Consider the following 10,553-nt stretch of genomic DNA (forward strand, 5'->3'; position numbering starts at 1 on the left):
ACTACCAGAAGCGCGCGTCCTAGCCGAAACGTGAACCGCCCCGGCCGAATTCACGACCGGGGCGGGTTCGACGGAAAACGATCTACTCGTCGTCGAGTTCCGCGGCGACCTCGTCGGAGATGTCGACGTTGGTGTACACGTTCTGCACATCGTCGCTGTCTTCGAGCGCGTCGACCAGCTTGAACACCTTGCGTGCACCGTCGGCGTCGACCGCGACCGACACCGACGCCTGGAAACCGGACTCGGCGGAGTCGTAGTCGATGTTCGCGGCCTGCAGGGCCGAGCGCACCGCGATCAGATCGCCGGGCTCGGAGATGATCTCGAAGACGTCGCCGTGGTCGTTGACGTCTTCGGCGCCCGCGTCGAGCACCGTCTCGAGGACGTCGTCCTCGGACAGGCCGTTCTTCTCGAGCGTCACCACGCCCTTGCGGGCGAACAGGTACGACACCGAACCCGGGTCGGCCATGTTGCCGCCGTTGCGGGTCATCGCCAGCCGGACCTCGCCCGCGGCGCGGTTGCGGTTGTCGGTGAGGCACTCGATCAGCACGGCCACACCGTTGGGCCCGTAGCCCTCGTACATGATCGTCTGCCAGTCGGCGCCGCCGGCCTCTTCACCACCACCGCGCTTGCGGGCGCGCTCGATGTTGTCGTTGGGGACCGATGTCTTCTTCGCCTTCTGGATGGCGTCGAACAGCGTCGGATTGCCCGCAGGGTCACTACCACCAGTGCGGGCCGCCACCTCGATGTTCTTGATCAGCTTGGCGAAGAGTTTGCCGCGCTTGGCGTCGATTCCCGCCTTCTTGTGCTTGGTGGTGGCCCATTTGGAGTGGCCGCTCATGCCCTACTTCCTTCAAGTCGGTTGCGCGTCTGCCCGGGCGGACAAGCTCGATCCAGCCTACTCACCGTCCACCACGCCCGCCGACGCGGGCTTTATCGCGCAGCCCGAACCAGGTCGACGAACAGTTCGTGCACCCGCAGATCGCCGGTCACCTCGGGATGGAACGAGGTCGCCACCACGTTGCCCTGCCTGGCAGCGACGATGCGGCCCTCGGCGGGGCCGTGCGGCACCCGCGCCAGCACCTCGACGCCGTCGCCCACCCGCTCCACCCACGGCGCGCGAATGAACACCGCGCGCACGGGCGTGTCGAGGCCGGTGAAGTCCAGGTCGGTCTCGAAGGAATCGACCTGCCGGCCGAACGCGTTGCGCCGCACCGTCATATCGATGCCGGACAGGTGCTGGGCGTCGGCCCTGGTGTCGAGGACCTCCGAGGCGAGCAGGATCATGCCCGCGCACGACCCGAACGCGGGCAGCCCGTCGCGCAGCCGCGCCCGCAACGGTTCCAGCAGGTCGAACGCCTGCAACAGCTTGGAGATCGCGGTCGACTCGCCACCGGGCAGCACCAGCCCGTCGACCGCGGCCAGCTCCGCCTCGCGCCGCACCAGCACCGGATCGGCCCCGCAGTGCTCCAGCGCGGCAACGTGTTCACGCACGTCACCCTGGAGCGCGAGGACACCGATGGTGGGCCGGGTGGGGGTCGAGGTTGCGTTCACAGCCGTTGAGCTTACGAGCGCGCCCGATGTGGGCCCGCTCACGCTCACTTCTGGCGCGGCGTGCGGATCAGTCCTTCCTGGACGACAGCGGCGACCAGGTTGCCCTCGCGGTCCCAGATCTTGCCGCCGGTCAGCGCGCGACCGAAACCGGCCGAGGGTGAGGACTGGTCGTAGAGCAGCCATTCGTCGGCACGGAACGGGCGCAGGAACCACATGGCGTGGTCGAGCGACGCGTTCTGGGTCGGTTCGTCGGGGTGGATCACCTTCGACGAGCCGAGCAGCGTCATATCGCTCATGTAGGCCAGCGTGCAGACGTGGAACATCGGGTCGTCGGGCAGCGGGTGCCGGTACCGAAACCACACCTGCTGGGGGGAGACCGCGCCGTCTCGCGCGACGACCTGATCCTGTGGGACCGTGCGGATGTCCCAGTGCTCCCATTCACGCATGGCCCACAGCCGCTCGGGGGTCATGGTCACGCTGGCGTCGGGCAGGTCGTCGGGACCGTCGACCGAGGGCATCACGTCCTGGTGTTCGGGCCCTTCGTCACCGTGATGGAACGAGGCCGACATCGTGAATATCGCCTGTCCGTCCTGCACGCCGGTGACCCGCCGCGTGCAGAACGACCGGCCGTCGCGGATGCGTTCCACCAGGTAGACGGTGGGTTCCTCCGGATTGCCCGGTCGCAGGAAGTAGCCGTGCAGAGAATGCACCTGGAAGCTGCGATCGACGGTACGGACCGCCGAGACCAGCGCCTGCCCGGCCACCTGACCGCCGAAGGTGCGCGGTAGCTGAGACTCCGTGGAAGCACCGCGGAAGATGTCGCGCTCCAGTCGCTCGATCGCGAGCGCCTCTTCGATTGTCGCCATGCGCTCGAGATTATCGCCTTGCCGACCGGGCGGTATGTCCGGCTCTGCACAGCGGCCCGGAATTTGCTGAGATGGTCCGGTGCCGACGTTCACTCCCACCTCTCCCGCCGCCCTCGCCCGGCTCGTCGCCGACCGGCTCGTCGAGCTGCCGGGGCGACGGGTGCTCGCGGTCGACGGCGCCGACGCGGCCGCCCCGGTGGAACTGGGCCGCCGGATCGTGGACACGCTCACCGACCGGGGGCGATCGGCGGCGGTGGTGTCGGTGCACGACTTCGTGCGACCCGCGTCGCTCCGCATGGAATACGGGCGCGATGACGAATGGTCTTATCGCACAGCATGGTTCGACTACGAGGCCATGCGCCGCGAGATCCTCGACGTGCTCCGCACCGAAGGGCGCTGGTTGCCCGCGCTGTGGGACGAGGAGCGGGACAGGTCGGCGCGGGCGGCGATTCGGGCCGCGCAGGCCGATCTGGTGCTGGTGCTCGCGGGGCCGATGCTGCTCGGTCGCGGTCTGGATTTCGATCTCGCGATCCGCCTGGAACTGAGTGAGCAGGCGGCGCTGCGGCGCACCCCCGCCGAGCAGCGATGGACGCTGCCCGCTGTGCGCGATCACACTGCCGACAATCCCGAGGAAGCGACCTGGACCGTTCGCTGGGATCACCCCGACCGGGCGGCACTTCGCCGCTGACAGCACGGGAGCCGAAACAGCCCGGATACGCGAAAGCCCCGTCCGACAGACGAACGGGGCTCGAGCGACGACGATCAGGCGCAGGCGACCGAGGTCTGACCCAGGTTGGTCAGCATGCCGCAGGCCCACGACTTCTGGACCTTCCACTTGCCCGCTTCGGCCACGAACGGCACGTCGACGACATTGGTCTGGCCGTTGACGGTGAAGTTGGCCTTGGCGTTGACGCTGTCACCGAAGGAGGTCACCTCGGTGACCTGGACCTGGACGTTGTTGTCCTGGACGGCCTGTGCCAGGCGGTTCGGCAGCTCGGGGTCGGCCTCGATGCCCTGCACGAAGTCCAGCTTCTGGTCGTTGGGGACCGCCGGATCCAGTGCGGTGGTGAGCTGCGCGTTGAGCTGTTCGACCGTCGGCACCGCCGGCAGGTCCGCGGTTGCCGAACCCTGAGCCTTGGCACTGGTGGTGGTCTTGGGCGCGGGCTTGTCGCCCTTGTCGTCACTGCACGCACTCAGGCCGAGCGCGGCGACCACAGCCAATCCTGCTATCGCGACTCGTCCGGTCCTACGAAACTTCATCCACTCGTCCTTACGTCGGGTCGGAATCTCGCCCTCTGGGCGACGGCGGAGGACCGGCGCCACACAGCGCAGGCCTCGATGCCACGGCGAGGACGCTACCCAGTGATGTTGAGGAAACTCTGAGACACAGACAACCGGGGGCTGTGAGATGCGCCCGATTGTGATGCACCCCAGCGTCACCCGGCGCGCAGACCCACCACCGCCTCGACCAGCCGCGCATGGGTCGGCGCGTCCGCTGCCGCGATGAGCCCGTGTGGCGCGGTGTGCAGCGGTTGCCCGGCGAGACCGGTAACCACGCAGCCAGCCGCCTGACACACCGCGATCGCGCTGCTGAAATGCACGCTGTCGCGGAGATCGCCGCCGGTGATGTAGGCGGCGCGACGCCCGGCCGCCACCCAGACAAGGGCTAACGAGGTCGATAGGACCCGCGGATGGAACTCTCCCGCAAAGCCTTCGGCGTCGAAGAGCCGCGCCGGCGTCGACCAGGGGAACGGGTGGTCGAGGTCGACATCGACGAGATGGCTTCCCGAGTGCGGGCGCAACGGCTCGTCGCGGCCCTCGGTGCGCAGGAACGCGCCCTGCCCCGCCGTCCAGAACACTTCGTCGGCGAACGGGTCGGCGGTCGCCGCCACTGTCACGGCGTCGCCGTCGCGCAGCGCGACGTTGACCGCCACGAACGCGGTGTCGACGGCGAAATTCCTGGTGCCACAGAGTGGATCGACAAACCACGTCCGATCGCTGCGGGCAGAGCCGGTGACGCCCGATTCCTCGGCGACGAACCGGTCGCCCGGACATTCGGTCGCGAGGACGTCGAGGATGGCTTTCTCGGCCGCGATATCGGCCTGCGTGGCGAAATCGTCGCCCTGTTTGGCGTAGCGAGTGAGCGGGCCGTGGAAGGCCGACCGGATCACCGCCGAAGCGACTTCTGTTGCGTGGATTGCGATTTCACTATCTGAGTGGTGCACCGTCTCCAGGCTACGGACCGTGTCGCCGCCCGGCAGGCGAACAGCGGTCTGATCGGCCCGGACACGCAGCGCGCACGGCCCGAGCCAACGCGGAGGTACGCCTATCGGGCCAGGTACACGGCGAGCCCGAGTCCGCCGATACCGACGGTCACCCGCAACACACTCGGCGGAATCACTTTCACCACCGGCGGACCACACCAGCCACCTGCCAGCGCACCCGCGCCGAGGGCCAGCGCCGCGCCCCAGTGCACCGGTCCGAAGGCCGCGAAGCCGACCGCGGCGACGAGGTTCGCGATGCCGAGCAGGAAGCTCTTGAGAATCGACGCGCTCCAGATGGATTCGGCGGTGCACAGCATCATCATCGACAGGTAGATCACGCCCGCGCCCGCGCCGAAGTACCCGCCGTACACGGAGGTGAGCAGGATGCCGACCGGCACGATCCAGGGCGCGCTGAGCTCGCCGATATGGTGGCGCACCAGTGGTTGCACCAACAGCGCGATCGACGCCATCGCCACCAGAAACGGCACGACCACCTCGAACGCGCCGTCCGGAGCGACCAGCAGCGCGAGCGCGCCGAGCAGCCCGCCCACGGCCGCCAGCACTGCCCAGCGCACCAGCGTGGGCCCTCGGCCGACGAGTTCGCGCCCGGAATTCGCGGTCGCCCCGACACCGACGGCGACCATGGCGACCGTGTTGGTGACATTGGCCGCGACGGGCGGCAGACCGGCGGCCAGCAGCGCCGGATAGGAGACGATCGAGGCCATCCCGGTGACGAAACCGATCAAGCCGGTGAAGAATCCCGCGACGACCAGCAAGGAGAAGTCGAGCGCGGTCACGGACCGACTGTACGGTATGCCCAGTTGGCAGCAATTCCTGGGCCAACCGATACCGAGCCCACATCGCCCACCTGCGCCGGGATCACTCCGACGCGCCGAAGGCCGTGCCAGGATGTCGGAGTGCAGATGACGACTTTCGAGCCGGGCGAACCACCCGTTCGACGTAACCGGCTGGACTCCAACACCGTTGCCCGCCTCGACGACGTCACCACCTTCGCCCAGCTGCTCGACGCGTTAGAGCTGGTCCGCATGGATCATCCCGATGCCAGGATCCTCTGCACGCTCGACGATCTCGGCCAGTGCGCCTACACGAGCATGCACGCCACGCTCGGGCTCGTCGAAGGCGAGGGCGGGGTCGTCCACGACGACCCGGACGACCCCGCCGCCACCCACCACGCCGAGAACGCCACGGTCTCGCGCATCGCCGCGCTGCTGGACAACCCGTCCGCCCGCGTTCCGTGGGACGCGCTGCGCGACACCCGCAACGCGTCCGAGGACGAACTCGCCGCGCTCGTCGCCGCCAACCGTTCCCCCGACCGTGTGGTCGACGACGTCGTGCTGATCCAGCGGGTCCCGGTGGACCGTGACGACCTCGCCATCGCCGGTATCCCCAACGGGTACTTCGCCGACGACTGGAGCACCTACGACAACCACACCGTCATCCGCCGCATGGCCACCCACGGCTACCGCCACATCGCCATCGGCGCTTCCCTGCTCGCCTTCGCCCGCCCCACCGCCCCCACCCCCGAGCAAGCCGCTGCCCTGGTCACCGACCTGACCCACCTCTACGGCTCCCCCACCGCCATCGCCTGGCACGAGCTGGCCGTTCTCCTGCCCACCCAGCGCCAGCTCATCCTCGGCTACGCCGAAAACTTCGCCGACGCCCTCACCGCCGATACCGAAGGCGCGGCAGGCCAGCCGTAGGCCGCGGCCCCTGGTAGCGCTATCGCGCCGGATCGGGTGTCGACGGCTGCCACGCGCGAGCGGTAGCCGCCGGGGTGACCGTCACGCTCGACCACACCGCCCAGGCCAGCCACACCATGCCGAATCCGGTCGCGATGTGTCCGACGCGCACCAGCGTCGCCGGGAGCAGGAAGGTGAGGCAGAGCACGGACAGGCCCGCGGTGTAGAGGATGGCCGCGCCGCGTGGGACCGCCGCGCTACGCAGCAGCGCTGTGCCGAACAGCAGCGTTCCACTCAGCGCGAGGACCGCGGTGGCGAGGAAAGCGAATTCGGCCGGGCTGGTGAGCAATTCGTCGACCACCGGCTTGTCCAGATACACCAGCACGAAGTTCATGGCGAAGGCGATACCCGCGAAATAGCCGAAGCCGAGGAATTGCACGACGAAGGCGAGTGCGCCGAAGCGGCCGAGACGCTGGTGCAGCAGCGCGTACAACGCCACCAGCAGTCCGATACCGAAGGGGACGGCCGCCCCGTTGAGAACCTGGGTGAGCGGTATCTTGCCCGCGGCGATCAGTTCGATCGCGCCCGCCGCAGCGATCGCTCCGCCGCAGACGAAGCCGGAGATGCCGCCCAGTCGCAGTAGTGCTCGTGTGTCCATGTCGAAATCCCTTCTCGATGTCGAGTTCGACGGTAGGAATCCGGTGGTCACGGCGGTAAGTGCCGGGCGACCCATGACCTTCGGCCAAAATTGCCCCGCGACCGTGGCCGTGCGACGAATCCGGCCATACGCTCAGCGAATGCATCGACCGCGCGCACTGACCTGGGTGGCGTGCTTCCTCTATGTCTCCGTGCTGGTCGCCGGGCTCGCCGTCGCCTCGACCGGGCCTGTCGACCCTGCCCGGTCCAGCGCGTTCGCCGGGGCCCTCCTGCTCGCGGGAGGGCTCGAGATCGCCGCAGGGAGGTTCACTGGGTCCAGGACCCTCGCGATCGCCGGGCTGGTCGTCCGCGCCGTCCTGTACACGGTGATCACAGTGCTCGACAGCAGCGGCAATGCGAAGGTCCTGTTCGTCTTGCTGCCGCTCACTGCCTATTTCACCGTCGGACACCGTGTCGCCTACGCACTCGCCGGTGGTGGTCTACTCCTCGCCGGGATCATCGTCCTCGGGCGACCGGCGCTGCGAACGAATCCCGAAGCGCTCTCGGATCTGCTGATGTTCACGATCGGCGTCGTTTTCGCCCTCGCGATCGCGGTGATCGCCGAACGCGAGGAAACCGGGCGGCGGCGCGCGGAAACACTGCTCACCGAACTGTCCGACGCGCACGCCCGGCTCCGGGAATACGCCGACCAGGCAGTCTCCCTCGCCACCGTCGCCGAACGAACCCGGGTGGCCCGCGATATCCATGACAGCGTCGGCCACCATCTCGTGGTTACCGCGATCCAACTGGAGAAATCGGCCGCCTACCGGTCGTTGGACACCGATATCTCCGACCGGGCGCTCGCCGAGGGGCGTCATTCCACGCGCCTGGCGCTCGACGAGGTACGGCGCGCGGTCGGCACCCTGCGCGCCGACGACACACAGTTCACCCTCGCCACCGCGTTGCGAGCGCTCGCGATCCGGCTCGACGACACCGGCTTCGCCGTGTCCCTCGACCTCACCGGCACCGAGGACACCGTCGGCGAACCTGTCCGCCTCGCCCTGTATCTCGCCGCGCAGGAAGCACTCACCAACGCGCGCCGCCATTCCGGCGCCACCGCGGTGGCGGTCCGGGTCGACCTGACACCGGCCACCGGCGTCCTCGACATCGCCGACAACGGAACAGGTTTCGCGCCGGGCACGGTCGAGGGGCAGGGGCTCACCGGAATGCGTGAACGGCTCGATCTGGTCGACGGCGAGGTGCGAATCACCTCCAGCACCACAGGAACTCGTCTGGTCGTCAGGATCCCGGTGGTGGCGCGATGATCGGACACGATGCCGGTATTCCTGCGCCGAAGGTCCGCGTGCTGATCGCCGACGATGAGCGTCTCGTCCGCGAAGGGATCGCCGCGCTGCTCGCGTTGCAGTCCGGTATCGACGTAGTCGGCACGGCCGAAAGTGGCGCCGAGGCAGTCGAATCGACTGGCGCGCTGACACCTGATGTGGTCCTGATGGACGTGCGGATGCCCGGAATGGACGGCGTCGAGGCAGCCGCTCTCGTGCGCGGCCGGGCGACGGTGCTGATGCTCACTACCTTCGACGACGACGGCTATATCGTCGCGGCCCTGCGCGCGGGCGCCTCCGGATACCTGCTCAAAGACCTCCCCGCCGCCGAACTCGCCCAGGCGATCCGCCTCGCGCACGCGGGCGTCGACCAGTACTCCGCCGCCGTCACCGCGCGCCTGGCCGCCATGGTCCGATCCCGCACACCCCGCCCCACCGTCGAGCTCACCGGTCGCGAAACCGAGGTCCTGCGTCTGCTCGCCACCGGCGCCGCCAACCGCGAGATCGCCCGGTCCCTCTATCTCAGCGAGGGCACCGTCAAGAACCACATCTCGAGCATCCTGAACCGTCTCGGCGTGCGTGACCGCACCCAAGCCGCCATCTACGCACACGAGCAGGGCCTCCTCTGAAACGCCCGCGCCCGGGTTCAGGTCAGGGCGTTCACCATGCGCGCGGCGAGCACCCGGGTTCGGTCGAACGGCGCCGCGCTCACGGCGGGCGTGCCGATCACCGAGCGCAGCGCGCCGAGGCCGATCAGCAGGGCGCCGATCAGCTCCGCGCGTAGTTCCGCGTCGGGTCCGTCGAGCCGGTCGGCGAATTCACGCAGGTAGCCGTCGCAGAGTTGGGCGCGCAATTGATCGCGCACATCGTCGTGACCGGCCGATCGGAGCATGGCCAGGAGCGGGTGTTCGCCGCCGTAGCGCGACCAGTCCTGGTACACGACATCGTGGAGCAGGGCGTCGGCGATGCTGACGACCGGGCGGTGCGGATCGGCGGCCACTCCGGTGGGGATCTCCAGGTGCATCGCCTCGGCGTAGAGCGCCTTCTTGGAACCGAAGTAGCGCGACACCAAGGCGGGATCGACCCCGACCTCGGCGGCGATCTCGCGCAGTCCGGTGCCGTCGAAACCCTGCGCCGCGAAGCGGATTCGTGCGGCGTCGAGCAGCGCGGCGCGGGTGGCCGCACGGTCGCGGCGACGGGGTTCGGCTTTCGGTTCCATGAAGTCATGGTAAGTCATCAGATGTTGACTTGGTGGCGCGTTCGTTTCTAGCCTCGACATATCGGCCGATGACACAGTCCAGAGTGATTCGAGGAGAACGGGATTCGATGCGCACATATGTCATCACCGGCGGCACCGACGGCATGGGCAAAGGGCTCGGCCTACATTTTCTGCGACGCGGCGACCGGGTGATCGCGATCGCCAGCGGCGCGACGAAAGGCGAGGCGTTCGGCCGGGCGGCCGCCGCGATCGGCGCGGGCGAGCGCGCGGTGTTCCTGCGGGCAGATCTGAGCACCCTGACGGGGATGCGGGACACCCTTGCCCGGGTCACCGCGCTGGCCGGCACCGTCGACGGCCTCGTCTTCGGCGCCCAGCGCTTCCGGCCACGGCGCGAGGTCACCGAGGACAGCACCGAGTTCACCTTCGCGCTGCACTACCTGAGCCGATTCGTTCTCGGACACGGTCTCGTCGATGCGCTGGAACGCGCGGATACCCCGGTCATCATGAACATCTGTGGCCCCGGCGGCTTTCCCGGCCGCATCCACTGGGACGACCTGACCCTGCGCGAGGGCTACACCGGCATGCGCGCCGCCATGCAGGCCTCACGCGCCAATGACCTGCTCGGCGTCGCCTTCCCGCACCGCCACCCGAACACCCGCACCCGCTACGTGCTCTACAACCCGATGATGGTGCGGACCGCGATGGCCGACCCGCTGCCCGCACCCCACCGGATACTGGCCAAGGCCGCCGGATTCGTTGTCGGCCGATCGGTCGATCAAGCGGTCCCGCCGATCGCCCAGCTCCTCGACGAGCCACCCGCCGATCAGGTGACCGCCTTCCGGCGCCGGACCCGGCTCCCCCTCACACGCAAGGACTTCGACCCGGACAACGCGATCCGCCTCGACACCCTGACCACCGAGCTCGTCCAGCGCTGAGTCGACGCACGAGAATGCCTCGGCGGGCGTCGCGATCGT

The 10,553-nt window shown here is 68.6% G+C and carries 13 protein-coding genes; 5 read left to right on the forward strand and 8 right to left on the reverse strand.

Going from position 1 to position 10,553, the window contains the following annotated elements; all coding sequences use genetic code 11:
• Positions 1 to 82: 82 nt before the first annotated feature.
• From ACFWF3_RS10505 to ACFWF3_RS10515, 3 genes are all read right to left on the reverse strand, one after another.
• Positions 83 to 838 carry a YebC/PmpR family DNA-binding transcriptional regulator gene (locus ACFWF3_RS10505; protein WP_378988955.1) on the reverse strand — a complete coding sequence of 252 codons (756 nt, stop codon included), beginning with the start codon at positions 836 to 838 and terminating at the stop codon, positions 83 to 85.
• Positions 839 to 930: 92 nt separating this feature from the next.
• Entirely contained in the window at positions 931 to 1,551 is a 621-nt protein-coding gene (pdxT, locus tag ACFWF3_RS10510; protein WP_378988954.1) for a pyridoxal 5'-phosphate synthase glutaminase subunit PdxT, read from the reverse strand.
• Between the two features lie 44 nt (positions 1,552 to 1,595).
• Positions 1,596 to 2,417, reverse strand: a complete 822-nt coding sequence (locus tag ACFWF3_RS10515; RefSeq protein WP_378988953.1) for an acyl-CoA thioesterase — start codon at positions 2,415 to 2,417, stop codon at positions 1,596 to 1,598.
• A 79-nt stretch (positions 2,418 to 2,496) separates the two neighbouring features.
• Here ACFWF3_RS10515 and ACFWF3_RS10520 point away from each other — a divergent pair, with 79 nt between their 5' ends.
• Positions 2,497 to 3,105: a hypothetical protein gene (locus ACFWF3_RS10520; protein WP_378988952.1), complete on the forward strand. Its 609-nt coding sequence runs from the start codon at positions 2,497 to 2,499 to the stop codon at positions 3,103 to 3,105.
• 74 nt (positions 3,106 to 3,179) lie between these two features.
• Here the strand turns inward: ACFWF3_RS10520 and ACFWF3_RS10525 are convergent, their stop codons facing one another.
• From ACFWF3_RS10525 to ACFWF3_RS10535, 3 genes are all read right to left on the reverse strand, one after another.
• A complete protein-coding gene (locus ACFWF3_RS10525; protein WP_378988951.1) occupies positions 3,180 to 3,677 on the reverse strand; it encodes a hypothetical protein in 498 nt (165 codons plus the stop codon).
• 176 nt (positions 3,678 to 3,853) lie between these two features.
• On the reverse strand, positions 3,854 to 4,840 hold the full coding sequence (locus ACFWF3_RS10530) for an inositol monophosphatase family protein (RefSeq protein WP_379313413.1): 987 nt from the start codon (positions 4,838 to 4,840) through the stop codon (positions 3,854 to 3,856).
• The gene (locus tag ACFWF3_RS10535; RefSeq protein WP_378988949.1) at positions 4,744 to 5,478 is read right to left on the reverse strand and encodes a sulfite exporter TauE/SafE family protein; all 735 of its coding nucleotides are present in this window, start codon (positions 5,476 to 5,478) and stop codon (positions 4,744 to 4,746) included. Before ACFWF3_RS10535 ends, ACFWF3_RS10530 begins: the two co-directional genes overlap by 97 nt.
• 126 nt (positions 5,479 to 5,604) lie before the next feature.
• Here ACFWF3_RS10535 and ACFWF3_RS10540 point away from each other — a divergent pair, with 126 nt between their 5' ends.
• A complete protein-coding gene (locus ACFWF3_RS10540; protein WP_379313414.1) occupies positions 5,605 to 6,402 on the forward strand; it encodes a hypothetical protein in 798 nt (265 codons plus the stop codon).
• Positions 6,403 to 6,421: 19 nt separating this feature from the next.
• Here ACFWF3_RS10540 and ACFWF3_RS10545 read toward each other — a convergent pair whose 3' ends face one another.
• On the reverse strand, positions 6,422 to 7,039 hold the full coding sequence (locus ACFWF3_RS10545) for a hypothetical protein (protein ID WP_379313415.1): 618 nt from the start codon (positions 7,037 to 7,039) through the stop codon (positions 6,422 to 6,424).
• Between the two features lie 139 nt (positions 7,040 to 7,178).
• Here ACFWF3_RS10545 and ACFWF3_RS10550 point away from each other — a divergent pair, with 139 nt between their 5' ends.
• Positions 7,179 to 8,342, forward strand: a complete 1,164-nt coding sequence (locus ACFWF3_RS10550; protein ID WP_379313417.1) for a sensor histidine kinase — start codon at positions 7,179 to 7,181, stop codon at positions 8,340 to 8,342.
• The gene (locus tag ACFWF3_RS10555) at positions 8,339 to 8,989 is read left to right on the forward strand and encodes a response regulator (protein ID WP_379313418.1); all 651 of its coding nucleotides are present in this window, start codon (positions 8,339 to 8,341) and stop codon (positions 8,987 to 8,989) included. The genes ACFWF3_RS10550 and ACFWF3_RS10555 overlap by 4 nt, the downstream gene beginning before the upstream one ends.
• 17 nt (positions 8,990 to 9,006) lie before the next feature.
• Here ACFWF3_RS10555 and ACFWF3_RS10560 read toward each other — a convergent pair whose 3' ends face one another.
• Positions 9,007 to 9,579 carry a TetR family transcriptional regulator gene (locus ACFWF3_RS10560; RefSeq protein ID WP_378988942.1) on the reverse strand — a complete coding sequence of 191 codons (573 nt, stop codon included), beginning with the start codon at positions 9,577 to 9,579 and terminating at the stop codon, positions 9,007 to 9,009.
• 107 nt (positions 9,580 to 9,686) lie between these two features.
• Between ACFWF3_RS10560 and ACFWF3_RS10565 the strand changes: the two genes are divergently transcribed.
• Positions 9,687 to 10,514, forward strand: coding sequence for an SDR family NAD(P)-dependent oxidoreductase (locus ACFWF3_RS10565; protein WP_379313419.1), 828 nt, complete (start codon positions 9,687 to 9,689; stop codon positions 10,512 to 10,514).
• The last annotated feature ends 39 nt before the right edge of the window (positions 10,515 to 10,553 follow it).

Source organism: Nocardia sp. NPDC060220 (assembly GCF_042727815.1).
Lineage (GTDB): Bacteria > Actinomycetota > Actinomycetes > Mycobacteriales > Mycobacteriaceae > Nocardia.

What these genes read in the sequence shown, in the direction of transcription:
- ACFWF3_RS10555 (WP_379313418.1), top strand. Translation starts at nt 8,339, where the DNA reads ATGATCGGACACGATGCCGGTATTCCTGCGCCGAAGGTCCGCGTGCTG.
- ACFWF3_RS10550 (WP_379313417.1), top strand. Translation starts at nt 7,179, where the DNA reads ATGCATCGACCGCGCGCACTGACCTGGGTGGCGTGCTTCCTCTATGTC.
- ACFWF3_RS10545 (WP_379313415.1), bottom strand. Translation starts at nt 7,039, where the DNA reads ATGGACACACGAGCACTACTGCGACTGGGCGGCATCTCCGGCTTCGTC.
- ACFWF3_RS10540 (WP_379313414.1), top strand. Translation starts at nt 5,605, where the DNA reads ATGACGACTTTCGAGCCGGGCGAACCACCCGTTCGACGTAACCGGCTG.
- ACFWF3_RS10565 (WP_379313419.1), top strand. Translation starts at nt 9,687, where the DNA reads ATGCGCACATATGTCATCACCGGCGGCACCGACGGCATGGGCAAAGGG.
- ACFWF3_RS10515 (WP_378988953.1), bottom strand. Translation starts at nt 2,417, where the DNA reads ATGGCGACAATCGAAGAGGCGCTCGCGATCGAGCGACTGGAGCGCGAC.
- ACFWF3_RS10560 (WP_378988942.1), bottom strand. Translation starts at nt 9,579, where the DNA reads ATGGAACCGAAAGCCGAACCCCGTCGCCGCGACCGTGCGGCCACCCGC.
- ACFWF3_RS10505 (WP_378988955.1), bottom strand. Translation starts at nt 838, where the DNA reads ATGAGCGGCCACTCCAAATGGGCCACCACCAAGCACAAGAAGGCGGGA.
- ACFWF3_RS10525 (WP_378988951.1), bottom strand. Translation starts at nt 3,677, where the DNA reads ATGAAGTTTCGTAGGACCGGACGAGTCGCGATAGCAGGATTGGCTGTG.